A 25,241-nucleotide genomic window follows, 5' to 3' on the forward strand; every position below is an offset into this window, starting at 1 on the left:
ACGGCATCCGATCGGATGAAAACACTCGCCGTCGCGACCGGCCGAGCGCCCCTGATGGTTTCGCCGTAATTACGGCACTATGCCGCATAAGTCGGCTGTTCGTGCGAGGCTGGGGCAGGTCAGAACCCGTCGGTAATCGAGGAGCCGTGGTGCAGCCCATCACCTACGACAACGCCGCCGGCCCCGAGCTCACGGGCCGCGCCGACGCCGCCCCCGCCACGGTCGTCACCCCCGCTCAGGACGCGACGCTGCTGGAGCGTGCGCTGTTCGAGGTCAAGAAGGTGATCGTCGGCCAGGATCGGCTGATCGAGCGCATGTTCGTGGCGCTGCTGGCGCGCGGGCACTGCCTGCTGGAGGGCGTGCCCGGGGTGGCCAAGACCCTGGCCGTGGAGACCCTGGCCACCGTCGTGGGCGGCACGTTCGCGCGGGTGCAGTTCACCCCCGACCTGGTGCCCGCCGACATCGTCGGCACCCGCATCTACCGCACCGGCAGCGAGACCTTCGACGTCGAGCTGGGCCCGGTGTTCGTCAACTTCCTGCTCACCGACGAGATCAACCGTGCGCCCGCCAAGGTGCAGTCGGCGCTGCTGGAGGTCATGGCCGAGCGGCACGTGTCGCTGGGCGGGGTCACCCACGCCGTGCCGGACCCGTTCCTGGTCATGGCCACCCAGAACCCGATCGAGCAGGAAGGCGTGTACCCGCTGCCCGAGGCGCAGCGCGACCGCTTCCTGCTGAAGATCCTGGTGGGATATCCGACCGACACCGAGGAACGCGAGATCGTGTACCGGATGGGCGTCGCGCCGCCGCGCGCCGAGCCCGTGCTGTCCACCGAGACCCTGAAAGGCCTGCAGGAACGCGCCGACCAGGTGTTCGTCCACAATGCCCTGATCGACTACTCGGTCCGGCTGGTGCTGGCCACCCGCGCCCCGGCCGACCACGGCCTGCCCGACATCGCCCGGCTCATCCAGTACGGCGCGAGCCCACGGGCCTCGCTCGGCCTGGTCCGGGCCACCCGGGCGCTGGCGCTGCTGCGCGGCCGCGACTACGCGCTGCCGCAGGACGTGCTCGACATCGCCCCGGACATCCTGCGGCACCGGCTGGTGCTCAGCTACGACGCGCTGGCCGACGAGATCCCCGCTGACTACGTGGTGGGCCGGGTGCTGGCGGCGGTGCCGCTGCCCTCGGTCGCCCCGCGCCAGCAGGCGACATGACCGCGGCCGCGTCCGAGCGCGTCGCCGGGCAGGCGACCGCGCCGGAGCGGGCCGGGGGACAGGCCGCGCTGCGGCGGCTGCAGCTGCTGGTCAACCGCCGCCTGGACGGCCTGCTGCAGGGCGACTACCTGGGTCTGCTGCCCGGACCGGGCAGTGAGGCGGGGGAGTCGCGCGAATACCGGGCGGGCGACGACGTACGCCGGATGGACTGGCCGGTCACCGCCCGCACCACGGTGCCGCACGTCCGGCTGACCGTGGCCGACCGGGAACTGGAGACCTGGCTGGCCGTGGACCTGTCGCCCAGCCTCGACTTCGGCACCGCCCGGATGCTCAAGCGCGACCTGGTGCTGGCGGCGACCGCGGCGATGACCCACCTGACCGTGCGCGGCGGCAACCGCGTCGGCGCGGTGATCAACGCCGGCGGCCCGGAACTGGTCCGCAGGCCCGCCCGCCCCGGCCGCCGCGAGGCGCAGGGCCTGCTGCGTACGGTGGCCCGCCTGATCGACGAGGGTGCGCCCGCGCGGGCCCGGCAGCGTCCCGCCGACAGCCTCGCCCCGCTGATCGAGGCGCTGAACAGCCCGCCGCGCCGCCGGGGGCTGGCCGTGGTGATCTCGGACTTCCTCGACCCGCCCGAGCGCTGGGCCTGGCAGCTGCGCAAGCTCGCCACCCGGCACGAGGTGCTGGCCGTCGAGGTGCTCGACCCGTGCGAGCTGGAACTGCCCGCCGCCGGGGTGCTCGAACTGCGCGACCCGGAGACCGGCGCGCTGCACGAGGTGCAGACCGGCGACCGTGACCTGCGCCGCCGCTACGCCCAGGCCGCGCAGCAGCAGCGCGAGCTGATCGCCGACGCGGTGCGCACCGCCGGGGCACGGCGGGTACGGCTGCGCACCGACTCCGACTGGCTGCTCGACCTGGTGCGGTTCGTGGCCGCGCAACGACACCGCCGTTCCCGCGGGGGGAGCCGATGATCCGTTTCCTGGATCCGATGTGGCTGCTGGCACTGATCCCGGTGCTGGCGCTGGCCGGGGCGTACGCCGCCCGGCACCTGCTGCGGCGGTTCCGCCGCGACACGGCGCTGCCGTTCGCGAACCTGGAACTGCTGCGCTCGCTGGTGCCCCGCGGGCTGGGCTGGCGGCGGCACGTGGCCGCCGGGCTGTTCCTGGCCGGGCTGTTCTCACTGGTGACGGCGCTGGCCCGGCCGTCGGTGGAGGTCGACGAGCCGCTGGAGCGGGCGACCATCATCCTGGCCATCGACGTGTCGCTGTCGATGCAGGCCGACGACGTGGAGCCGACCCGGATGCAGGCCGCGCAGGACGCGGCCAAGCAGTTCGTGCAGGAGCTTCCCACCTCGTACAACCTGGGCCTGGTGTCCTTCGCGAAGTCGGCCAACGTGCTGGTCTCGCCGGGCAAGGACCGGGAGGCGGTCAACGAGGCGATCGACGCGCTGGAACTGGCCGAGGCGACGGCGACCGGCGAGGCGGTGTTCACCTCGCTCGACGCGATCAAGGCGGTGCCCGGAGCCGGGGCCGAGGGGCCGCCACCGGCGCGGATCGTGCTGCTGTCCGACGGCTACCGCACGTACGGCCGGGCGATCGAGGACGCGGCGGTCGCGGCGGTGGAGGCGAACGTGCCGGTGACCACGATCGCGTTCGGCACCGACGCGGGCATGGTCGACATCGCGGGCCAGTTGCAGCGGGTGCCGGTGGACCGGCAGGCCCTGGCCGAGCTGGCCGAGACTACCGGCGGTTTCTTCTACGAGGCGGCGTCGGCGGCCGAGTTGACCCAGGTGTACCAGGACATGGGCTCGTCGATCGGGCACAAGACGGTGCCCAAGGAGGTCTCGCAGTGGTTCGCGGCGGCGGCGCTGCTGCTGGGCCTGGGCGCGGGCGCGCTCAGCCTGCTGTGGACCTCGCGCCTGCCCTGACGTGGGCAGGAGACGCTTGCTCTGCACCCGTCCGCGCAACCGTCTGAGGTGTTGCGCGGGCGGGTGCAGAGCACACGCGGGTGGGTATGGCGCACCGGCGGCGTTGCGGGCGCGCACTGCCGGGGCTCAGCGGCTGACCAGCAGGAAGATGGCTCCGACCCAGGTCGCGGCGAGGGTGAAGCCCAGCGGGGCGAGGTAACGGCTCATGACGGCTCCGGTGACTGTGTTGTGCAGGCAACTACAGGGACACGCGGGTGTGAGTCATGACCAGGTCAAGGCGCAGGCCTCCCAGCCGGTGGAAGACGCACCGGCTCGGTTTTGGCGGGAGGACGCGCGGGAATGCGAGGCAGGTCAGGCGCAGGAGTCAGCGCGCGACGGCTCGCGGGACCCGGCCATGACTCGGAGGATCGCTATCTCGCATAGCGATCACCTCCTTAGGCCGAATTCCAGCTCGCAAACGTCGTGATCATACCGTATGGGCGATGGTGGACCGCATCAGCCGTACCGGCAGGGTTTCCGTGTCCACCCGACCGAGTCGTTTGGCGGACCTCCACAAAGATTATAGTCGGATTTAGTCACGCCCCCGTACCTGCCGCCTTCCGGGCAGCGCCCTAGGCTCAGGCGGAACAAGCTGATCGCGAAGGAGAAGACCGTGTCTCGTACCGTCCTGGTCACCGGCGGCAACCGCGGTATCGGCCTGGCCATCGCGCAGGCGTTCGCCAAGCAGGGCGACCGTGTGGCGATCACGCACCGGGGCACCTTCGACCCCGCGTCGGCCCCCGACATCCTGGGCGTCACCTGCGACATCACCGACGCGGCGCAGGTCGACGCGGCGTTCACCACCATCGAGAACGAGCTCGGCCCGGTCGAGGTGCTGGTCGCCAACGCCGGCATCACCGACGACACGCTGCTGATGCGCATGTCGGAGGAGCAGTTCAGCCGGGTGCTCGACACCAACCTGACCGGTGCCTGGCGCTGTGCCCGCCGGGCCAGCACGAAGATGGTGCGCGGACGCTTCGGCCGCATGATCTTCATCTCGTCCGTGGTCGGCCTCTACGGCGGCGCGGGCCAGGTCAACTACGCGGCCAGCAAGGCCGGACTGGTCGGCATGGCCCGCTCGATCACCCGCGAGCTGGGCACCCGCAACATCACCGCGAACGTGGTGGCCCCCGGTTTCATCGAGACCGACATGACCGACAAGCTCACCGACGAGCGCAAGGCCGAGATCCGCAAGGCCATCCCCGCCGGCCGCATCGCCGCCGTCGACGAGGTCGCCGGAGTGGTCACCTGGCTCGCCGGCGACACCGCGGGCTACATCTCCGGCGCGGTCATCCCGGTAGACGGCGGCCTGGGCATGGGCCACTGACCCCTGACGCGGTCGACCATGAACTTCTGGCCGCCGGTGGGGAGTCCACGGCGGTCCGCCGTCCAGGCGGTCGCCGGGACGAGCCACTGGCGGAGTGCGGGGCGGCGGGTCGCCACCCCTGCACCGTGATCATCGAATTAAGGGAGTAGACGTGCTGCTGGAAGGTAAGCGCATCCTGGTCACGGGTGTGATCACGGAGCAGTCGATCGCGTTCAACGTGGCGAAGATCGCGCAGGAGCAGGGCGCGACGGTCGTGCTGACGGGGTTCGGGCGGATGTCGCTGGTCGAGCGGATCGCCAAGCGCCTGCCCGTCACCGCGCCCGTGATCGAGCTGGACGCGACGAACCCGGAGCAGCTGGCGGCCCTGGCCGACAACGTGCGCGGGTACGTCGACGGGCTCGACGGCGTCGTGCACTCGATCGGCTTCGCCCCGGCCACCGCGCTGGGCGGCACGTTCCTGCAGACCCCGTGGGAGGACGTGGCCACGGCGCTGCACGTGTCCACCTACTCCTACAAGGCGCTGGCCATGGCCACCCTGCCGCTCATGCCGAACGGCGGCTCGATCGTCGGGCTGACCTTCGACGCGACCGTGGCCTGGCCGGTGTACGACTGGATGGGCGTGGCCAAGGCCGGGCTGGAGTCGGCCTCGCGCTACCTCGCCAACTACCTGGGCGACCAGGGCATCCGCAGCAACCTGGTCTCGGCCGGCCCGCTGCGCACGATGGCCGCCAAGTCGATCCCGGGCTTCGAGAAGTTCGAGGAGTCCTGGTCCGAGCGCGCCCCGCTGGGCTGGAACCTCACCGACACCGCCCCGACGGCCAAAGCCGTCTGCGCCCTGCTCTCCGACTGGTTCCCCGCCACCACCGGCGAGATCATCCACGTCGACGGCGGCTACCACGCGCTCGGCGCCTAGCCCCCCACCTGCCGCAACTCTTAAACAGTCGCGCGCACCGGCACACTCTCAGGCCGCAACTCCATAAGAGTTGCGGCCTGAGTGGTGACCGGGGTGGGCGATGTGTGGGCCCTTCGGGCGGGGTTCTAGCCTTTTACGCATGTACGACGCCTTCCTGCTGTTGTCGTTCGGCGGACCGGAGCACCCGGACGAAGTGCTGCCCTTCCTGCACAACGTGACGCGCGGCCGCGGCGTGCCCCCGGAGCGGCTGGCCGAGGTCGCCGAGCACTACCTGCGCTTCGGCGGGGTGTCGCCGATCAACGAGCAGTGCCGCGAGCTGGTCGCCGCGATCCGCGCCGACTTCGCCGCCAACGCGCTCGACCTGCCGGTGTACTGGGGCAACCGGAACTGGCGGCCGATGCTCGCCGACACCCTGGCCCAGATGCGCGACCACGGCATCGAGCGCGCGGTGGCCCTGGCGACCAGCGCGTACGGGTCGTACTCGTCGTGCCGGCAGTACCTGCAGGACATCTCGTCGGCGCGGGCCGCGGTCGGGCCGCGTGCCCCGCTCGTGGACAAGCTGCGCCACTTCCACGACCACCCGGGGTTCGTCGAGCCGTTCGCCGACGCGGTCACCGCGGCGTTGTCGACGCTCGACGCGACCCAGCACGAGACGACCCGGCTGGTGTTCACCGCGCACTCGATCCCGGTCGCCATGGCCGAGACGGCCGGGCCGACCGGCGGGCGCTACGAGGCGCAGCTGCGCGAGACCGGGCGGCTGGTCGCCGAACGCGGCGCGCCCGGCCTGGCCTGGGACCTGGTCTGGCAGAGCCGCTCGGGCGCCCCGCACGTGCCGTGGCTGGAGCCCGACGTCAACGACCATCTGGAGACGCTGGCCAAGGAGGGGGTGACCCAGGTGGTGGTGAGCCCGATCGGGTTCGTCTCCGACCACCTGGAGGTGCTGTGGGACCTCGACGAGGAGGCCGCGGCGACGGCCCGGCGGCTGGGCCTGGGATTCGCCCGCGCGGGCACGCCGGGAGCCGACCCGCGGTTCGTGGCGATGGTGCGCGATCTCGTGCTGGAGCGCATGGCACCAGGCGGCCGGGAGCGGACCGCGCTCGGTAGGCTCGAACACTGGGATGTCTGTGCGAGCAACTGCTGCCCGCCGCCGGTGCGCAGCAACAGAGAGGGAACCCGATGACCGACCGCAAGCCGATCGCCGCCTGGTTGACCGACATGGACGGCGTACTGGTCCACGAGGGTGAGCCGGTGCCCGGCGCGACGGAGTTCATCGGCCGGCTGCGGGCCTCTGGGCTGCCGTTCCTGGTGCTCACCAACAACTCCATCTACACCCCGCGCGACCTGCACGCGCGCCTGACCCGGCTGGGCTTCGACCTGCCGGAGTCGGCGATCTGGACCTCGGCGCTGGCCACCGCGCAGTTCCTGGCCGACCAGCGGCCGGGCGGCACGGCGTACGTCATCGGCGAGGCGGGCCTGACCACGGCGCTGCACGCGGCGGGCTACATCATGACCGACTACGAGCCGGACTACGTGGTGCTGGGCGAGACCCGCAACTACAGCTTCGAGGCGATCACCACGGCGATCCGCCTGATCAACAAGGGCGCGCGGTTCATCTGCACCAATCCCGACGCGACCGGACCGTCCAACGAGGGCGCGCTGCCCGCCGCGGGCTCGGTCGCGGCGCTGATCACCAAGGCCACCGGCATCGAGCCGTACTTCGTGGGCAAGCCGAATCCGATGATGATGCGCTCGGCGCTCAACAAGATCGGCGCGCATTCGGAGTCGGCCGCGATGATCGGCGACCGGATGGACACCGACGTGCTGTGCGGCCTGGAGGCCGGGCTGCACACGATCCTGGTGCTCACCGGCATCGCCACCAAGGCCGATGTGGAGCGCCACCCGTACCGCCCGTCCCGGGTCATCAACTCCGTCGCCGACCTGATCGACGAGGTCCAGCCGATCGAGCAACCCACCGAACCCCAGCCCGCCTGACCCCGGCCACCTGGTCCCGCCCCACCCCTGTTTCGCATCGACGCTGGCCTATCACATCGAAAAATCGGCGCTCATTTTCGATGTGATAGGCCAGCGTCTATTGGAAAAGCGGGGGTCAGCTCTCGAAGGGGGCGTTGCAGGCGGCCATGAGGGCGGCTCGGCAGGCGCCGGCGAGGGGGCGCAGGGCGTCGTCGCGCTGCTGGGCCTCGAAGCTGTTCAGCGCCCCGCCCGGCGCGGCCTGCCCAGCCAGGCTCAGCACCCGGTCGAGGACGCAGGCGCGGGCGTAGAGCCGCCGGGCCCTCGGGTCGTAGCCCGGGGGCAGGTCGGTCTCGGCGTCGGGTTTGCGCAGGGCCTGCAGCGCCCCGGCCAGCTCGGGACGCCACTGCGCGACGTCCAGGCGTACCAGCCGGGTGGTGGTCTCGGTCAGCGCCAGGCTCAGCGCGCCGTCGGCCTCGCGCACCCCCGGCAGCAGCGCGCTCGGGGCTTCGGGCAGCTCGAACGCCCGCCACAGCACCGTGGTGAAGGTGACGCCGGAACCGGACGTGTGCTGCCGGGTCTCCGGCACCAGGCCGAGCCGGCAGGCGACCACGCCCTCGCCGCTGACCAGGGCGTGGCTCGTGAACGGGCCGGGGCCGGGCAGGCCGCGCGGGTCGCCGGGCACGGGCAGCACCAGCCGGATCTCGTCGGGGTGCAGCTTGGCCAGCGCGGGCAGCGCCTCGCGCAGCTCGACCTCCTCGCGCCACTGGCCGGGAAGGTCGCGCACATGCTGCTCCTCCTCGGCGGTCAGGTCGTCGAGGATCTCGTCGAAGGACACCAGTCCGGCGCGCCAGGCCCGGGTCCACGCGACGAAGCGGGCGGACCGGCGCGTGGTCAGGGTCTCCTGCGCTGCGGGGGACATGCCGACCAGGGTACGTGCTGTTCCCGGGGTTTGTCCCGGACCGGCGCGTCATTGAGCGCATGACGCGCGCGCGGACTAGGGTGCCGTCGCATGCGCTACAGCGATGATGTGCTCGATTCCTTCGACCGCCGCAAGCCCCACCGGGTGACCCCCGAACATGATGCTGAGCTGGGCATGGTCGTCGAGGACGCGGGCAGCGGCTTCTGCGGTGAGATCGTGGGCTTCGAGTACGGCGCGGTGACCCTGGAGGACCGCCACGGCCGCCGCAGGCACTTCCCCCTCGAACCCGCCGCCTTCCTACTGGATGGGACGGTGGTCACGCTGCGCCGCCCGCAGCCGTCCGCCACCCCCGCCCGGCCGCGCCGCACCGCGTCCGGATCGGTCGCCGCCGCGCCGACCCGCGCCCAGGTCGCCCGCGCGGGCCGGATCTGGGTCGAGGGCCTGCACGACGCCGAGCTGCTGGAACGGATCTGGGGCGACGACCTGCGCGGCGAGGCGATCGTGGTGGAGCCGCTGCACGGCGTCGACGACCTGCCCGCCGCGGTGCGCGAGTTCGCACCCGGCCCCGGCAGGCGGCTGGGGGTGCTGGTGGACCACCTGGTCAGCGGCACCAAGGAGGCCCGCCTGGCGCAGGCCGTGGACAGCCCGCACTGCCTGATCGCCGGACACCCCTACGTGGACGTCTGGCAGGCGGTCAAGCCGTCGCGGCTGGGCATGGAGGAGTGGCCCGTCGTGCCGCGCGGGCACCCGTGGAAGGAGGGCATCTGCGCCGCGCTCGGCGTCGGGGAGCCGGCGCTGTTCTGGCGGCGGCTGCTGTCGCGCGTGGACAGCTACCACGACCTGGAGACGCCACTGGTCAACTCGGTGGAGCGGCTCATCGACTTCGTGACCGCGCCGCAGGAGTAGACCGCGCCACAGGAGTAGACCGCGCCGCAGGAGTGGTCAGGGCTGCCGGGTGTGCACGAACGTGGCGATGTCCAGCTCGACCGGGGCGCGCTCGGCGTCGCGGCGCACCCGCATCACCTCGCCGTCGTTGCTGCCGCTGTGGCAGCGCCACACGTCCGCGCCCTCCGTGGTGAACCGCCACGGCGTGCCGGGCACCGTGACCGGGGTGAACACCAGCTCGCCCGCGGCCGCGTCGAAGCGGGCGGCGAACTCCCGGCCCATCCACCACCAGGTGCCCTCCAGCTCGTGCGGCTGGCCCACGGGCTGGGGCTGCCAGGGCGCGGGCCGCTCCGGCTCGGCGTCGAGGACCTCGGCCAGCAGTTGCCGGCTCAGCTCGGCCATCCGCCGCCCGTGCAGGGTGTACGCGTTGGCGAAGGTCACCACGCCGGTCCGGCTCGGCCGGTGCGCCCACAGGTGGGCCAGGTAGCCGGGCATCGAGCCGCCGTGTCCGGCGAAGATGCGCTCGCCGCTGCGGACCAGCTCCAGCCCGAGGCCGTGGCCGGTGGTCCAGGCGTCCAGGTCGGTCATCACCACCGGGGCGCACATCTCGGCCAGCGTCGCCGGGGCGAGGATCGCCGGGTCCGGCTCGGCCAGGAAGGCGGCCCACTTGACCAGGTCGTCGGCGGTGGACCAGAGCTGCCCGGCGGGCGCCATCGCGCCCGCGTCGGTGCGCGGCTCCTCCTGCAGCGTGCCGTGCCAGGGGTGCACCACGTAGCCGCGGGCGAACGGCTCGGTCGCGGCGTAGCTGGTGCGGGTCATGCCCAGCGGCTCCAGCAGCCGCTTGGTGACCAGGTCCGTCCAGCGCAGACCGGTGATCCGGTGGGCGACCGCGCCGAGCAGCCCGTACGCCAGGTTGGAGTAGTGGTAGGCGCGGTGCGGCGGGTAGGCGAGCTTGTCCGGGGTCAGCGCGGCGAGGAAGGTGTCCAGGTCGGGGCCGTCGTGCCGCTCCCACCACAGGCCGTCGGGCTCGCGCTGCAGGCCGGAGATGTGCCCGAGCAGCTGCCGCAGCGTGATCGCGCTGCCGACCGGGGTGCCGGGCAGGTGCCGGTAGAGCAGGTCGTCCAGCGCCAGCGCGCCCTCGTCGCGCAGCTGCATCATCAGCACCGCGGTCAGCGTCTTGCTGATCGAGCCGATCCGGAACTGGGTGTCGCCGGTCGGCGCGGTCCCGGTGGCCGGGTCCGTGCCGGCCACGGCCAGGTGGGCCGGTCGCCCGTCGCGCACCACAGCCGCCACCAGGCAGGGGGTACGCCCCTGCGCCTGCGCCCCGGCGACCAGCTCGTCGATCCGGGCCGCGGTCTGCGTGTTCAGCGTCATCGTCACTCCACCCTGTGCGCACCGATCCACCCGTGCGCTGCCACCTGCGCTGGACAACCTATGCGGACAACGGCGTCCGGGCCAAGGCGTTACCCCGGCTGGCTGCGCGTACCTCGGGATCTGGCCGAACGTACGAGGAGATCCACACCCCCCATCACTGGCGCGAGCGTGACACGATCAGCACGTGGAAGATTGGATGTGGTGGCTACTCCTCGCAGCGATGGCGGTGATCGCGGAGCTCTTCACCGGCACGTTCGTGCTGCTGATGCTGGCTGCCGGCGCGCTGGTCGCCTCGCTGGTGGGTCTGGGCGGGGCACCCGGCTGGATCCAGGGCATCGTGTTCATCGTGGTGTCCGTTCTCTCGCTGGCGGTCGTGCGCCCGTGGATGAAGCACCGCTGGTTCCGTCAGGACGCCGATGCCGCCGCCATGGGGCTGTCGGTCACCGAAGGCTCGGACGCGCTCGTCATGGAGCGGGTCGACGCCGACAACGGCCTGGTCAAGATCGGCGGCGAGCTCTGGCGGGCCCGGCCGTACGACGCCACGAAGGCATATGTCCCGGGTGACCGGGTCCGGGTTGTGAAAGTGGACGGCGCGACGGCGCTGGTCTGGAGGGATTGATGGAGACTTTTATCACCGCGCTGGTGGCCATCATCGCGCTGATCGTCCTGATCACGTTGATCAAGATGGTCAAGATCGTGCCGCAGCAGCGCAACGACGTGGTCGAGCGCCTCGGCAAGTACAACCGCACGCTGACCCCGGGCCTGAACATCCTGGTGCCGTTCATCGACGCCGTCCGGACCAAGGTCGACCTGCGCGAGCAGGTGGTCAGCTTCCCGCCGCAGCCGGTGATCACCTCGGACAACCTGGTGGTCTCCATCGACACCGTGCTGTACTTCAAGGTCATCGACCCGGTGCGGGCCACCTACGAGATCGCGAACTTCCTGCAGGCGATCGAGCAGCTGACCGTCACCACGCTGCGTAACGTCATCGGCTCGATGGACCTGGAGCGCTCGCTGACCAGCCGCGAGGAGGTCAACCGGCAGCTGTCGGTGGTGCTCGACGAGAACACCGGCCGCTGGGGCGTCAAGGTGACCCGCGTCGAGATCAAGGCGATCGAGCCGCCGCCGAGCATCCGCGACTCCATGGAGAAGCAGATGCGCGCCGAGCGTGACCGCCGCGCCGCGATCCTCAACGCCGAAGGCGTCAAGCAGTCCCAGATCCTCACCGCCGAGGGCGACAAGCAGGCGGCCGTGCTGCGCGCCGACGGTGACCGGCAGGCCCGCATCCTGCAGGCCGAGGGCCAGGCCAAGGCGATCAAGCTGGTCGTCGACGCCATCCACGTGTCCGCGCCCGACAACAAGGTGATGGCCTGGCAGTACCTGCAGGCCCTCCCGCAGATCGCGGCCGGCGCGTCGAACAAGCTGTGGATCGTCCCGGTCGAGCTGACCAAGGCGCTGGACGGCATCGCGTCGACCTTCGGCGGCCTGCGCAGCGACCCGGAGGCCGCCGAGGCCGCCCGCGAGTCGGGCGCCGAGACCGAGGCCGAGGCCGCCCGCATGGCGGCGGAGGCGGCCGCGGCCGTCAAGGAGATCGAGATCGAGGCGAGCCGTCTTCCCAAGGAGTGACGGACAGGCACGAAAGAGGGCCGGCAGCGTCGACTGCCGGCCCTTCGTCGTGTACGCGGTCAGCGCGGGTCGCGCCCCATCAGCAGCTTCCACGGCACGAGCGCCGACTCGATCTGCACGCCGAGGCTCATCTTCGACACGCCCTCCTCACGCTCCGTGAAGTGGATCGGCACCTCGGCGATGCGCAGCCCCTGGCGTACGACCCGGTGGTTCATCTCCACCTGGAAGGCGTAGCCGTTGCTCTGCACCGAGGCGACGTCGATCGCGCGCAGGGTCGACGCGCGCCAGGCCTTGAAGCCCGCGGTGGCGTCCTTGACCCGCAGCCGCAGGATCGCGTTGACGTAGAAGTTGGCCCACGCCGACAGGGCCTTGCGGTGCCACGGCCAGTCGCTGGCGACCGCGCCGCCCGGCACGTAGCGCGAGCCCAGCACGACGCCCGCGTCGGTCTCCGCCAGCGTCTGCAGCATCGCCGGGATCGCGGTCGTCGGGTGGGACAGGTCGGCGTCCATCTGGATCACGATGTCGGCGTCCTCGTCCAGCGCCCGGGTCATGCCCGCGACGTACGCGCGGCCCAGCCCGTCCTTGGCCGTGCGGTGCAGCACCCCGACCGGGATGGGCCCCTGCAGGGCCAGCTTGTCGGCGACCTCACCCGTGCCGTCCGGCGAGTTGTCGTCGACCACCAGCACGTGCAGGTTCGCGAGCGGCAGCGCCGCCAGCAGGTCGACGAGCTTCGGCAGGTTGTCGCGCTCGTTGTAGGTGGGCACGACCACGGTGATCTTCGGAGCGGTGCTCTTCATCGATACCTCAGGATTGGGGACGTCCGACCGGCTGAGCAGGTCAGGGCAGACGGCCGATGGACGGGCGGCGGTGGCCGATCCTACCTTCCGCAGGGCCCGATCGCCCCTAGCCCGGTGTCGCCGCCGGGCCGCGCCGCCCCGGACGGCAGAATCGGGACGTGGAACTGATCACGGATCCGGGCGATGAGCGCATCGCCGACTACCGGGCGCTGACCGACGTCGAGCTGCGTACGCGCTGGGAGCCGCCGCACGGGCTGTTCATCGCCGAGGGGGAGCTGGTGCTGCGCCGCGCGCTGCGGGCCGGTTACCGGCCGCGCTCGTTCCTGGTCGAGGCCAAGCGCGCGGGGCAGGTCGCCGACCTCGACGGCGCCCCGGTGTACGGGGCCGACCCGGAGGTGCTGGAGCAGGTCACCGGCTTCCACGTACACCGGGGCGTGCTGGCCAGCTTCCACCGCCAGCCCGCGCTGCCCGCCTCGGAGGTGCTGGCCGCCGCGCGCCGGGTGGTGATCCTGGAGGACATCAACAACCACACGAACATCGGCGCGATCTTCCGTGGCGTGGCGGCGCTCGGCGTCGACGCCGTCCTGCTGTCGCCGACCTGCGCCGATCCGCTGTACCGGCGCAGCGTGCGGGTGAGCATGGGCGAGGTGTTCGCGATCCCGTACGCCAAGCTCGACCCGTGGCCGCAGGCGCTGTCGGAGGTGCGTGACGCGGGTTACACCATCCTCGCGATGACCCCGGCCGCCGACGCGGTGCCGATGCAGCAGCTCACCGACAGCCAGCGGCTGCGCCCGGCACTGCTGCTGGGCGCGGAGGGGCCCGGCCTGTCCCGGCACGCCCTGGACGCCAGCGACGTGCGGGTGCGCCTGCCCATGCGGCGCGGCGTCGACTCCCTCAACGTCGCCGCCGCGACCGCCGTCGCCTGCTGGGAGCTCTCCCGCGACGACCCCGCCTGAGGGGCGGCGGCCGTGGCGGCAGTCTCGTACGCTGCCGCCGTGACCCAGCCACACCACCCTGCGGGACGGTTCGGACTTGCCCGGTGGAGACGCCGCCTGGGCTGGTGGAGCGTCCCCGTGGGAGCGCTCGCCGCCGCCGGGCTCATGCACTCGATCGCCCTGGCCGCGCGCTGGGCCTTCGGCGCGCCTGCTCCGCAGCCCTTCAGCTGGCGTGGCTTCGCGCTGATGTGGCTCATCTTCGCCGCGATCTCGACGTTGTCCGGGTGGTGGGATCGGCGGCGCTCGGCGGTGGCCGAACCCGAGGAACAACCCGGTGCGCCACGGGCGCTGCGGATCTTCAGCGACGCGGCCGGCGTCGCGTGGGCCGCGACCGCCGTCGCGGCGTACACGATGGCCGTCGACAGCGAACTGCCGCTGCCCTGGGCGGCTTTGGCGACCGCGCTCGCCTTCGTGCCGATGGGAGTGGCCCACCACCTGACCGACCGGTATGAACCCGCACCGGCGACGGCCGCCCCGCAACCGGCGCCGTGACGCGGGCAGTGCGCTCGCCGCGCGGTGCGCGCCTGCGTAGTCTGGTGATCACAGCCGGGCTGCGAGGGATGGGACCTGCTCCATGCGTACCGCCGACGGGCTCATCGTGGAGCATCGGTGACCGCGGTGTTCCCGACCGTCCGTGAGGTGATCGCGCTGGACCCGGTGCGGGTCGGCGCGCCGCGGCTGGTGGCGGGGGAGTCGGGGCTCGACCGGCCGGTGCGCTGGGTGCACTCGGCGGAGGTGCCCGACATCGCGACCCTGCTGCGCGGCGGCGAGCTGGTGCTGACCACCGGCATCGGGCTGCCCTCCGACGACGCGGGGGTGCGCGCGTTCATCAGCGACCTGGCCGAAGTGGGCGTCGCCGGGCTGATCGTGGAGCTGGGACGGCGGTACACGGCCAGCGTGCCGCGGGTGATGGCGGCCGCCGCGCAGAAGCTGGGCATGCCGCTGGTCGAGCTGCGCCGACCGACGCCGTTCGTGCAGATCACCGAGGCGGTGCACGCGCTGATCGTGGACGCGCAGCTGGCCGAGCTGCGTGCCACCGAGCAGATCCACCAGCGCTTCACCGAGCTGAGCGTCGAGGGGGCCGAGCCCGCCGAGGTGGTGCACCAGGCCGCGCAGCTCGCAGGGTGCCCCGTGGTGCTCGAGAACCTGGCCCGGCAGGTGCTGGCCTACGACGCCGCCGGAGATCGCGCGGAGATGCTGCTGGACGGCTGGGAGCAGCACTCCCGCCGGGTCAAGGCGACGCCGTCGGGCAGCGGCCGGACCGGCTACGACCCGGACACGGGCTGGCTGGTGACGCCGGTCGGGGCCCGTGGCCAGGACTGGGGGCGGCTGCTGCTGCGCTGGCCCGCCTCGGGGGCGATGCAGGACCTGACCGGGCACACGCCGGACCCCGGGCTGGGCGCCCTGCCCCGGTTCCCGGCCGTGGTCGCGCCGGACGGGACTGGCGCGCCGGAGGCAGCCGAGCCGGGCCCGGGGCAGCCGGACCGGGCCGTCACGCCGCCGACCAGGCTGACCATCCTGCTGGAGCGGGCAGCCTCGACGCTGGCGCTGGGGCGGCTGATCCGGCGCGACGCCGAGGGACTGGCGCGGCAGTTGCACGGCACGCTGCTGTCGGCGCTGCTGGACCACAGCCTGCCGGTGTCGGAGGTGGCGCTGCGGGCCGCCGCGCTGGGCATCCAGCTGGAGCGCCGCCGCCTGGTCGGGGTGGTGGTCCGGCACCGCGACGAGTCGCTGACGGCGGGCACCGAAGCGGCCCAGGCCGCCCTGCGCGACCTGGCCGACGCCGTGTCGCAGGCGGTGCGCGAGGCCAAGCAGATCGGGCTGACCAGCGCCGTCGACGACCGGGCGGTGGGTGCGCTGCTGGCGGTGCGCGGGGAGGAGGAGCCCGCGCTGGAGTCGTTCGCCGCCGCGCTGCGCCGGGGGCGGCCGGACACCCTGCTGATCGCGGCGGGTTCGGGCGTCGACAGCCTGCGCGAGGCCCGGCGTTCGCTGGTGGAGGCCCGGCAGGTGGCGCAGGCGGCCCGGCACGATCCGAGTGGTCCGGCGGTGCACCGGCTGCCCAATGTCGGCCTGCCGGGGCTGCTGCACCTGCTGCGCGACGAGCCGCGGCTGCAGACGTTCGTGGAGCGGCAGCTCGGGGCGCTGCTGACCTACGACGCGGAGCATCCGAAGGACGCGCTGCTGCCCACGCTGCGGATGTTCCTGGAGCACGGGCGCAACAAGTCGATCGCGGCGGGCGCGGCGCACCTGTCCCGGCCTGCCTTCTACGAGCGGCTGGCTCGCATCGAGCGCATTCTGGGAGTAGACCTGGACTCGGTGCAGGCGTGCCTGTCGCTGCACGTGGCGCTGCTGGCTAGGGACGCGTTGCGGGGCTGACCCACAGAAATACTGAGGCAAAGCCTTCGATTCTTAGGCGGGATGCGCGGCGCGTACCCTCGTGGCTTGACGACCTGTCAGGCGGACACGGCGTCGGCTGGCAGGATGTAGCTTGCCCGGGGCTCCCGGAGCTGGGAGCGTCGGGGTGATCTGACACACAGCCGTATACCGCCCGCCGAAGGACGTGTTAGCCCATGAGCACCGATGAACTGCTCAGCCGCCACCGCGCTGTCATGCCCAACTGGATCAGCCCGCTGTACGCCGAGCCGATCGAGCTCGTCTCCGGCGAGGGCTGCCGGGTCGCCGACGCCTCGGGGCGCACCTACCTTGATTTCTTCGGCGGCGTGCTCACCAACATGATCGGGTACGACATCCCGGAGATCTCCGACGCGGTCCGCGCCCAGATCGACCGGGGCATCGCCCACTCCTCGACGCTGTACCTGATCCGCAAGCAGGTCGAGCTGGCCGAGAAGATCGCGAAGGTGTCCGGCATCCCGGACGCGAAGGTGTTCCTGGCCAACTCCGGCACCGAGGCCAACGACACCGCGCTGATGCTGGCCACGCAGTACCGGCGGAGCAACCAGATCCTCGCGGTGCGCAACAGCTACCACGGCCGCAGCTTCGCCGCGCTCGCCGTCACCGGCCAGCGCAGCTGGTCGGCGACCTCGCTGTCCCCGTTGAGCGTCAGCTACCTGCACTCCGGCGACCGGCTGCGCGGTGTGTTCGCCGGGCTGTCCGACGCCGAGTACATCGCGCGCTCGGTCACCGACCTGCGCGAGGTGCTGGCCACCACGACCGCGGGCGACGTGGCCTGCCTGATCGCCGAGCCGATCCAGGGAGTGGGCGGCTTCGTCGCGCCGCCCGACGGCTACTTCAAGGCGATCAAGGAGGTGCTCGACGAGCACGGCATCCTCTGGATCTCCGACGAGGTGCAGACCGGCTGGGGCCGCACCGGCGAGCACTTCTGGGGCTACCAGGCCCATGACGCGGTGCCGGACATGCTGACCTTCGCCAAGGGCATCGGCAACGGGTTCGCCCTCGGTGGCGTGATCGCCCGCGCCGAGGTCATGGACTGCCTGAGCGCGGTCTCGTTCAACACCTTCGGCGGCAACCCGATCAGCGCCTCGGCCGGTCAGGCGGTGCTCGACTACGTGCTCTCGCACGACCTGCAGTCCAACGCCGCCCGGGTCGGCGACGTGCTCCACGCGGGCGTACGCGGGCTGGCGTCGCCGATCGTGGCCGAGGTACGCGGCAAGGGCCTCATGCTCGCGTTCGAGCTGGTCCGCCCCGGCACCCTGGACCCGGCTCCGGAGCTGGCGCTGCGGGTGCTGGAGGAGACCAAGGCCAACGGGCTGCTGGTCGGCAAGGGCGGCCTGTACGGCAACGTGATCCGGATGGGCCCGCCGCTGACCCTCACCGAGGCCGAGGCCAAGGAAGGCCTGGACATCCTGGCCGCCGCGCTGGCGGCGGCACATCAGCAGGCGGTGACGGCATGACCGGATACATCACGCATTTCGTCGACGGCAAGCCGTGGGAGCACGGCGCGACCCGCCAGGGCGAGGTGCACGACCCGGCGACCGGCCAGGTGGCGGCGCTGGTGGACTTCGCGTCGGCGGCCGAGGTCGGCACGGTCGTGGCCGCCGCCGACCGGGCCGCGCGGGCCTGGCGCGACGCGTCGCTGGCCAAGCGGACCGCGGTGCTGTTCGCGTTCCGGCAGCTCATCCACGAGCGGCGCGACGAGCTCGCCGCGGCGATCACGGCCGAGCACGGCAAGGTGCTGTCGGACGCGGCGGGGGAGGTGCAGCGCGGCCTGGAGGTGGTCGAGTTCGCCTGCGGCATCCCGTCGGCCCAGCGCGGCTTCTTCAGCGAGAACGTCTCCACCGAGGTCGACTCGTACTCGATCCGGCAGCCGCTGGGCGTGGTCGCGGTGATCACGCCGTTCAACTTCCCGGCGATGGTGCCGCTGTGGTTCGCGCCGATCGCGATCGCCTGCGGCAACGCGGTGGTGCTCAAGCCGAGCGAGAAGGACCCGAGCGCGGCGGTGCTGCTGGCGTCGTGGTTCGCCGAGGCGGGGCTGCCCGACGGGGTGTTCAACGTGGTACACGGCGACAAGGAGGCCGTGGACGCCCTGCTGACGCACCCGCAGGTGAAGGCGGTGTCGTTCGTCGGCTCGACGCCGATCGCGCGCTACGTCTACGAGACCGGCACCGCGCACGGCAAGCGGGTGCAGGCGCTCGGCGGGGCGAAGAACCACATGGTGGTGCTGCCCGACGCCGACCTGGACCTGGCCGCCGACGCGGCGGTCAACGCGGGCTTCGGCTCGGCGGGCGAGCGCTGCATGGCGATCTCGGTGGTGGTCGCGGTCGACCCGGTCGGCGACGAACTGGTCGGCAAGATCGCGCAGCGGGTGGCGGGCATCCGCACCGGCGACGGCCGCCGCGGCTGCGACATGGGGCCGCTGGTCACCAAGGTGCATCGGGACAAGGTCGCGTCGTACGTCGACGCGGGTGAGCGGGCCGGGGCGAAGCTGGTCGTGGACGGGCGCACCGTGCTGCCGGACGCGGACGGGTCCGGGTTCTTCCTCGGGCCGACGCTGTTCGACCAGGTCACGCCGCAGATGTCGATCTACACGGACGAGATCTTCGGGCCGGTGCTCAGCGTGGTCCGGGCCGGGTCGTACGAGGAGGCGCTGGCGCTGGTCAACGGGAACCCGTACGGCAACGGCACGGCGATCTTCACCAACGACGGCGGGGCCGCCCGGCGCTTCCAGCACGAGGTGGAGGTCGGCATGATCGGCGTGAACGTGCCGATCCCGGTGCCGATGGCGTACTACTCCTTCGGCGGCTGGAAGGCGTCGCTGTTCGGCGACACCCACGCGCACGGCGCCGAGGGCGTGCACTTCTTCACCCGGGGCAAGGTAGTCACCAGCCGCTGGCTCGACCCGAGCCACGGCGGCCTCAACCTCGGCTTCCCCACCCAGCACTGAGGCCCACGGCGATGATCGCCGTTTGAGGTCGAGAAGTGGGGTCTGACCCCAGCTCCTGACCTCAAACGGCGATCTTGCGCTAGTGGCGGCGGGGTGGCGGGGGAGGTGCGGTGGAGGCGGGGAACTTGTAGGGTCGGGCTCCGATCGTGCTGGTCAGACAGCATGGTCGGGGTTTTTTCATGTCCGGGCGGGGAGATGGTGAAACTTTTCACCGGGGTGGGTAGGGGTAGGGCTCACCGGCGGGGTCGTGAACGCCTGGAGGCGGCTTATGGGGGTTCTGTAGAAAGTCTGCGTAACGTTTCTGCGGCGACATCTTGCCTAGTGACGACGGCGGCCGTAAGAATCCTTCAGAACACGGCCGAAACTTGTAGGGAAATACCAGACCGTCTCTGGCAAGGAGTGGGAATGGCACAGTCCGACCTGAACCGGCGTACGGTGCTGCGGCGTGCCGCCGCGGCGGGCGTGCTCGCCGGACCGGCCGCGGGGCTGCTCAGCAGCTGCGCGCTCGGCGACGACACGTCCGGCGACACGTCCGGCAAATTCGAGGGCACCAAGAGCGACAAGAACCCCCTGGGTGTTAAAGAGGACGCTCCGCTGGACGTCGTCATCTTCAACGGGGGCTTCGGCGAGGACTACGCCAAGGCCCACGAGGCGATGTACAAGGAGACCTACCCCAAGGCCGAGGTCAAGCACTCGGCCGTGGTGGAGATCAACAAGGAACTGCAGCCGCGCTTCGTCGACGGCACCCCGCCGGACTTCGTGAACAACTCCGGCGCCGGGCAGATCGACCTGGGCGGCCTGGTCGCGCAGGGCGCGCTCGCCGACCTCACCCCGCTGCTGGACGCGCCGAGCCTGGACGTGGCCGGCAAGAAGGTGCGGGACACGCTGCTGCCCGGCACGGTCGACAGCGGCAGCTTCGACGGCAAGACGTACGTGCTCAACTACGCGTACACCGTCTACGGCATCTGGTACTCGGACAAGCTGTTCAAGGCCAAGGGCTGGGAGTACGCGAAGACCTGGGACGAGCACATCGCCCTGTGCAAGAAGATCAAGGCTGCGGGCATCGCGCCGTGGACCTACCAGGGCAAGCACCCGCGCTACATGTCGTGGCCGGTCATCTCCACGGCGATCAAGTTCGGCGGGCCGCAGGTCGCGATGGCGATCGACAACCTGGAGCCGAACGCGTGGACCTCCGACGCGATGAAGGCCGCCGCCGAGGCGTGGTACCAGATCGTCAAGGACAAGTACATCCTCGAGGGCTCGCCCGGCCTGGACCACAAGCAGTCGCAGACCGAGTGGTGCAAGGGCAACGCCGCGTTCATCTCCTGCGGTTCCTGGCTGGAGAGCGAGCAGAAGGCGGTCACCCCCGAGGGCTTCAACATGGCCGTCGCCCCGACCCCGAGCCTCGGCTCGGGCGACAAGCTGCCGTTCGCCGCCATCCGCGGCACCGCCGGTGAGCCGTTCGTGGTGCCCGCCAAGGCGAAGAACGAGCGCGGCGGCATGGAGCTCATGCGGCACATGCTGTCGATGAAGGGCGCCAAGGACTTCACCGGCAAGGTCTCCAGCCTGTCCGTGGTGGCCGGGGCGGCCGACGGGGTCACCCTGCCGTTCGGTCTGACCAGCGCGGTCAAGGCGCTGGCCGACTCGGGCAGCAACGGCTTCAACTGGGTCTACAACGTGTACTACCGCAAGCTGGAGCGCGAGCTGGTGGACGCGGCGTGCGGCGAGTTCTTCTCCGGGCGCACCACGCCCGCGGAGTTCCTCGCGGCCTGCCAGAAGGGCGCGGACCTGATCGCGGCCGACACCAGCTTCAAGAAGTACAAGCGCAGCGCGTGACGCGCTGACCTCGGCGTCCGCCACGTGCACCAGGCGTGGCGGACGCCGATTCGCACTCAACGAGGAGGGCAAAACGTGAGACACGGGAAGTATCCGCTGCTGGCGGCGTTCCTGTTGCCACCGCTGGCGCTGTACGGCTACTTCGTGGTGTCCCCGTACGCCCAGTCGTTCCTGATCGCGATGACGAACTGGCAGGGGCTGTCCCCGGCGTACGAGTTCGTCGGCTTCGACAACTTCAAGCGCATCATGGGCGACGAGTACGTGTGGAACGCCCTGCTCAACAACCTGTGGCTGCTGGTGCTGCTGCCGCTGCTGACGATCGCGCTCGGGCTGTTCCTGGCCACGATGCTCAACGTCGGCGGGCGCGGCGGGCGCAGCACGGTCACCGGTGTGCGCGGCTCCGCGCTGTACAAGGTGATCTACTTCGCGCCGCAGATGCTGTCGGTGTCGATCGTCGGCGTGCTCTGGGCCGAGGTCTACAACCCGCGCAGCGGCCTGCTCAACTCGGCGCTGCGGGCGGTCGGCCTGGACGGGCTGGCCAAGGTCTGGCTCGGCGACCCGGCGTACGCCTTCTGGGCCGTGCTCGCGGTCATGGTCTGGGCGAACGTCGGCTTCTACGTGGTGCTGTTCGGCGCGGCCATGCAGTCGGTGCCCCGTGACATCTACGAGGCCGCCGCCCTGGACGGGGCCAGCCGCCTGACCACCCTGGTGCGCATCACCGTGCCGCTGCTCTGGGACACCATCCAGGTCGCCTGGGTCTACCTGGCCATCCTCGCGCTGGACGGCTTCGCGCTGATCCACGTGATGACCCGCGGCGGCCCGAACTTCTCCACCGACGTCGTCGGCCTGCGGCTCTACACCGAGGCGTTCGGCGACTACAAGTGGGGCTACGCGTCGGCCATCGGTGTCGTGATGTTCTTCGTGACCCTCAGCGTCACCGTGCTGTCCCTGCGCCTGACCCGCCGCGAGAGGATCGAGCATTCATGAGCGAGCAGACGATGGACGCGGCCGTCATCGAGCGCGGCCCGCAGGCCGACCAGGCCGACCGTCCGACGAAGCAGGCGGAGCAGGAGGCCGGCCGGGGGCGGAGGGTCTTCGACGGCACGCTCAACGTGTTCTCGCACGCGTTCCTGGTGGTGTGGGGCCTGCTGACCGCGCTGCCGCTGCTGTGGGTGGTGCTCAGCTCGTTCAAGGACGACGCGGAGATCCTCGGCGACCCGTGGGGGCTGCCCAGCGCGCTGCGCTTCGACAACTTCGCCCGCGCCTGGACGCACGGCCACATCGGGCAGTACTTCGTGAACACCGGCATCGTGCTCGTCGGCTCGCTGACGCTGACCATGCTGCTCGGCGCGACCGCCGCGTACGCCCTGGCCCGCTACAAGTTCGTGGGCAGCCGCCTGGTCTACTTCGTGTTCGTCGGCGGCATGATGTTCCCGGTCGTGCTGGCGTTCGTGCCGCTGTTCAAGATCGTCGGTGGGGTCGGGCTGCGCGACACCCTGCCCGGCCTGATGCTGATCTACACGGCGTACTCGCTGCCGTTCACGGTCTTCTTCCTCACCGCGTTCTTCCGCACCCTGCCCGACGCGGTCGCCGAGGCGGCCTACATCGACGGGTGCGGGCCGTTCCGGACCTTCTTCAGGGTCATGCTGCCGATGGCCAAACCCGGCCTGATCAGCGTCGGCATCTTCAACTTCCTCGGCCACTGGAACCAGTACCTGCTGCCCGTCGTCCTGATCACCTCGGACGAGAAGCAGGTGCTCGCGCAGGGCCTGGCCAACCTCGCGATCAGCGAGGGCTACCGCGGCGACTACTCGCGGCTGTTCGCCGGGCTCACCCTGGCCATGCTGCCCGTGCTCGTGGTGTACGCCGTCTTCCAGCGCCAGGTGCAGTCCGGCCTGACCGCCGGGCAGATGAAGTGAGTCCTAGCACAGCCGTGCCATAGGGGACGCCCGTACGGGGCGACGACCAGCGTTTATCCATCTCGGGATCGAGGGCGGGGGTGACCCCGCCCTCTACCGTCGAAGACAGCCGCGGCGAACACGCCGCACCGCACTTCGGGGAGTTGACCAAGATGGCCTCAACGGGTCGGCGGCTGTACCGGCCGCGTCACGGTCGCATGATCGCGGGTGTCTGCGCCGGGCTGGCGCAGCGCTTCAACATGCCCGCCTGGCTGGTCCGACTGCTGTTCCTGCTGTCGTGCCTGCTGCCGGGACCGCAGTTCATCGTCTACATCGCGATGTGGGTGATCGTCCCCGAGGAGTGAGCGCGGGGCTTTCGCGTCGCGTGATCGACGAGGGCTGTGCCGGGGGCCTCCGGCACGGCCCTCGTGCCGTTCACGCAGGCCTGCGCTGCCCGCCTGCTCAGGAGTCCTCGCCGGACAGCGCCGCGCCGATCGCGCGGACCGCGTCCAGCGTGTCGGCCTCGGCGGCGCTCTTGTCCTCGCGGTAGCCGAGCACCCGCGCGAAGCGCAGCGTCACCCCGCCCGGGTAGCGGGTGCTGCGCTGCACCCCGTCGAACGCGATCTCCACGACGAGTTCGGGCCGCACCGTGACCTGGAAGTCGTCGCGCTGCACCGCCAGTTCCAGCAGGCGCTCGGTCTGCCAGGTCAGCATCGCGTCGGTCAGGCCCTTGAACGTCTTGCCCAGCATCACGAACCCGCCGTCGGCGGCCCGCGCCCCCAGGTGCAGGTTGGACAGCCAGCCGCGCCGCCGCCCGTTGCCCCACTCGGCGGCCAGGATCACCAGGTCGAGCGTGTGCCGGGGCTTGACCTTCACCCAGCCCGCGCCGCGCCGGCCCACCTCGTACGCCGCCTGCGCCGCCTTCACCACCACGCCCTCATGCCCGGCCGCCAGCGCCGCCGCGAACGCGTCCTGCGCCTGCTCGGGCGTCTCGGCGAAGGTCCGCTCCACCCGCATCGCCGCGGGCAGCATCGCGTCGAGCGCGGCCCAGCGCGCGGTGCCCGGCTCGTCGATCCAGTCCGTGCCGTCCAGATGCAACAGATCGAAGAAGTACGAGGTCAGGGCCCCCGAGGCGCGCTGCGCCGCGCGGCCCGACGTCTCCTGGAACGGGCGCGGCCGCCCGCGCTCGTCCACCGCGATCGCCTCCCCGTCGAGCACCACCGTGCGCACCGGCAGCGCGCGCACCGCGGCCACGATCTCGGGCACGCGGGCGGTGATGTCGTCCAGGCTGCGGCTGAATACGGCGACCTCGTCGCCGTCGCGGTGCGCTTGGATGCGGATGCCGTCCAGCTTCGCGTCGACCGCCGCCGGGACACCCGTCGCGACCAGCGCCTGAGCCGGGTCCGGCGCGGACTGGGCCAGCATCGGCGCGAGTGCCGTGCCGACCGACAGCCGCAACGCCGACAGCCCCGCCTCGCCCTCGGTCAGCGCGGTCGTGGCGACCGCCTTCAGGTCCCCCGACAGCAGCAGCGCCCGGCGAACCACCGCCGCGGGCACGCCCGTGGCCAGCGCGACCGCGTCGGCCAGCAGCCCCGCCTGCGCGCCCTGCCGCAACTCGCCCCGGATCAGGCCGCTGAGCAGCAGTTGCTCGTCCGCCGTAGCCGCGCCGAACAGCGCCCCCACCGCGTCGCGCCGCCGCGCCTGCGAACCCTGCCCGCTGATCAGCCCGATCGACTCCAGCGCCGCGTCCACGGTGCGGATGTCGAGAGTGGCCGCGTCGGCGGGCGGCGGCAGCTCGCGCAGCGAGGCCCAGCCCACGCCGATCTGCCGCTGGCGCAGCTCGCCGCTGAGGTAGGCGGCCCCCGCCGCGATCTCGACCGGATCACCGCCCGCGGCAAGCTCCCGCAACGCCGCGGCCAGCAGTTCCACCTTCGCCTTGCGGCCCGAGGTGGCGGTCACGGCGGCCGACGTCGCGGCGATCCCGGCGAACAGCATGCCCCCATCCTGGCAGCCCACCCCGACACCCCACCCCCGAAACCACCCCGTCCCCGCCGACCGCACTCCCGACCGGCGTTCAGCGCCACGTTCCGCATTGACGTTGGCCTATCGGGATGACTTCGATCTCCAAAAAGTCATCCGGATAGGCCAACGTCGATTCGGGGCG

The 25,241-nt window shown here is 71.6% G+C and carries 23 protein-coding genes; 19 read left to right on the top strand and 4 right to left on the bottom strand.

The features are described 5' to 3' along the window. The first annotated feature begins 146 nt into the window (after positions 1-146). The 7 genes from HAV40_RS33680 to HAV40_RS33710 all read left to right on the top strand — a co-directional run bounded on the left by HAV40_RS33680 (position 147) and on the right by HAV40_RS33710 (position 7,406). A complete protein-coding gene (locus tag HAV40_RS33680; RefSeq protein ID WP_409364921.1) occupies positions 147-1,211 on the top strand; it encodes an AAA family ATPase in 1,065 nt (354 codons plus the stop codon). Beyond that, positions 1,208-2,179 (top strand): DUF58 domain-containing protein, encoded by a 972-nt coding sequence (locus tag HAV40_RS33685; protein WP_166388335.1) that lies wholly within the window; start codon positions 1,208-1,210, stop codon positions 2,177-2,179. The genes HAV40_RS33680 and HAV40_RS33685 overlap by 4 nt, the downstream gene beginning before the upstream one ends. Beyond that, positions 2,176-3,135, top strand: a complete 960-nt coding sequence (locus HAV40_RS33690) for a VWA domain-containing protein (RefSeq protein ID WP_166388336.1) — start codon at positions 2,176-2,178, stop codon at positions 3,133-3,135. The genes HAV40_RS33685 and HAV40_RS33690 overlap by 4 nt, the downstream gene beginning before the upstream one ends. 652 nt (positions 3,136-3,787) lie before the next feature. After that, a complete protein-coding gene (fabG, locus tag HAV40_RS33695) occupies positions 3,788-4,501 on the top strand; it encodes a 3-oxoacyl-ACP reductase FabG (protein ID WP_166388337.1) in 714 nt (237 codons plus the stop codon). A gap of 151 nt (positions 4,502-4,652) precedes the next feature. Further along, positions 4,653-5,414: an enoyl-ACP reductase FabI gene (fabI, locus tag HAV40_RS33700; RefSeq protein ID WP_409364920.1), complete on the top strand. Its 762-nt coding sequence runs from the start codon at positions 4,653-4,655 to the stop codon at positions 5,412-5,414. 139 nt (positions 5,415-5,553) lie between these two features. Continuing rightward, complete coding sequence (locus tag HAV40_RS33705) at positions 5,554-6,594, top strand: ferrochelatase (RefSeq protein WP_166388338.1); 1,041 nt, start codon at positions 5,554-5,556, stop codon at positions 6,592-6,594. Further along, entirely contained in the window at positions 6,591-7,406 is an 816-nt protein-coding gene (locus HAV40_RS33710; protein ID WP_166388339.1) for an HAD-IIA family hydrolase, read from the top strand. The genes HAV40_RS33705 and HAV40_RS33710 overlap by 4 nt, the downstream gene beginning before the upstream one ends. 115 nt (positions 7,407-7,521) lie before the next feature. Here HAV40_RS33710 and HAV40_RS33715 read toward each other — a convergent pair whose 3' ends face one another. After that, positions 7,522-8,304, bottom strand: a complete 783-nt coding sequence (locus HAV40_RS33715; protein WP_166388340.1) for a hypothetical protein — start codon at positions 8,302-8,304, stop codon at positions 7,522-7,524. A gap of 90 nt (positions 8,305-8,394) precedes the next feature. Between HAV40_RS33715 and HAV40_RS33720 the strand changes: the two genes are divergently transcribed. Next, positions 8,395-9,210, top strand: a complete 816-nt coding sequence (locus tag HAV40_RS33720; RefSeq protein ID WP_166388341.1) for a DUF3097 domain-containing protein — start codon at positions 8,395-8,397, stop codon at positions 9,208-9,210. 36 nt (positions 9,211-9,246) lie between these two features. On the opposite strand, the gene HAV40_RS33725 is transcribed toward HAV40_RS33720, so the two are convergent. Continuing rightward, complete coding sequence (locus HAV40_RS33725; protein WP_166388342.1) at positions 9,247-10,563, bottom strand: serine hydrolase domain-containing protein; 1,317 nt, start codon at positions 10,561-10,563, stop codon at positions 9,247-9,249. A 220-nt stretch (positions 10,564-10,783) separates the two neighbouring features. Here HAV40_RS33725 and HAV40_RS33730 point away from each other — a divergent pair, with 220 nt between their 5' ends. Further along, on the top strand, positions 10,784-11,182 hold the full coding sequence (locus HAV40_RS33730; protein ID WP_239085773.1) for an NfeD family protein: 399 nt from the start codon (positions 10,784-10,786) through the stop codon (positions 11,180-11,182). After that, positions 11,182-12,189, top strand: a complete 1,008-nt coding sequence (locus tag HAV40_RS33735) for an SPFH domain-containing protein (RefSeq protein WP_166388343.1) — start codon at positions 11,182-11,184, stop codon at positions 12,187-12,189. The genes HAV40_RS33730 and HAV40_RS33735 overlap by 1 nt, the downstream gene beginning before the upstream one ends. A 59-nt stretch (positions 12,190-12,248) precedes the next feature. Here HAV40_RS33735 and HAV40_RS33740 read toward each other — a convergent pair whose 3' ends face one another. Continuing rightward, positions 12,249-12,986 carry a polyprenol monophosphomannose synthase gene (locus HAV40_RS33740; protein WP_166388344.1) on the bottom strand — a complete coding sequence of 246 codons (738 nt, stop codon included), beginning with the start codon at positions 12,984-12,986 and terminating at the stop codon, positions 12,249-12,251. Positions 12,987-13,144: 158 nt separating this feature from the next. Between HAV40_RS33740 and HAV40_RS33745 the strand changes: the two genes are divergently transcribed. The 9 genes from HAV40_RS33745 (at position 13,145) to HAV40_RS33785 (ending at position 23,442) form a co-directional block, all read left to right on the top strand. Then, positions 13,145-13,942, top strand: a complete 798-nt coding sequence (locus HAV40_RS33745) for a TrmH family RNA methyltransferase (RefSeq protein WP_166388345.1) — start codon at positions 13,145-13,147, stop codon at positions 13,940-13,942. Positions 13,943-13,981: 39 nt separating this feature from the next. Beyond that, on the top strand, positions 13,982-14,473 hold the full coding sequence (locus HAV40_RS33750; protein WP_166388346.1) for a hypothetical protein: 492 nt from the start codon (positions 13,982-13,984) through the stop codon (positions 14,471-14,473). 126 nt (positions 14,474-14,599) lie between these two features. Then, positions 14,600-16,357 (top strand): PucR family transcriptional regulator, encoded by a 1,758-nt coding sequence (locus tag HAV40_RS33755; RefSeq protein ID WP_457912264.1) that lies wholly within the window; start codon positions 14,600-14,602, stop codon positions 16,355-16,357. A 194-nt stretch (positions 16,358-16,551) separates the two neighbouring features. Next, entirely contained in the window at positions 16,552-17,853 is a 1,302-nt protein-coding gene (locus tag HAV40_RS33760) for an aspartate aminotransferase family protein (protein WP_166388348.1), read from the top strand. Next, on the top strand, positions 17,850-19,343 hold the full coding sequence (locus HAV40_RS33765) for a CoA-acylating methylmalonate-semialdehyde dehydrogenase (RefSeq protein WP_166388349.1): 1,494 nt from the start codon (positions 17,850-17,852) through the stop codon (positions 19,341-19,343). Before HAV40_RS33760 ends, HAV40_RS33765 begins: the two co-directional genes overlap by 4 nt. A 405-nt stretch (positions 19,344-19,748) precedes the next feature. Beyond that, positions 19,749-21,179, top strand: coding sequence for an N-acetylglucosamine/diacetylchitobiose ABC transporter substrate-binding protein (gene ngcE, locus HAV40_RS33770; RefSeq protein ID WP_203671045.1), 1,431 nt, complete (start codon positions 19,749-19,751; stop codon positions 21,177-21,179). Between the two features lie 75 nt (positions 21,180-21,254). Continuing rightward, positions 21,255-22,166 carry a carbohydrate ABC transporter permease gene (locus tag HAV40_RS33775; RefSeq protein ID WP_166388350.1) on the top strand — a complete coding sequence of 304 codons (912 nt, stop codon included), beginning with the start codon at positions 21,255-21,257 and terminating at the stop codon, positions 22,164-22,166. Between the two features lie 11 nt (positions 22,167-22,177). Then, positions 22,178-23,098, top strand: coding sequence for a carbohydrate ABC transporter permease (locus HAV40_RS33780; protein WP_166388367.1), 921 nt, complete (start codon positions 22,178-22,180; stop codon positions 23,096-23,098). A 152-nt stretch (positions 23,099-23,250) separates the two neighbouring features. Next, positions 23,251-23,442, top strand: a complete 192-nt coding sequence (locus HAV40_RS33785) for a PspC domain-containing protein (RefSeq protein ID WP_166388351.1) — start codon at positions 23,251-23,253, stop codon at positions 23,440-23,442. Positions 23,443-23,539: 97 nt separating this feature from the next. On the opposite strand, the gene HAV40_RS33790 is transcribed toward HAV40_RS33785, so the two are convergent. After that, entirely contained in the window at positions 23,540-25,072 is a 1,533-nt protein-coding gene (locus tag HAV40_RS33790) for an ATP-dependent DNA ligase (protein ID WP_166388352.1), read from the bottom strand. Between the last annotated feature and the right edge of the window lie 169 nt (positions 25,073-25,241).

The sequence above is a fragment of the Catellatospora methionotrophica genome, assembly GCF_011297335.1.
Classification (GTDB): domain Bacteria; phylum Actinomycetota; class Actinomycetes; order Mycobacteriales; family Micromonosporaceae; genus Catellatospora; species Catellatospora methionotrophica.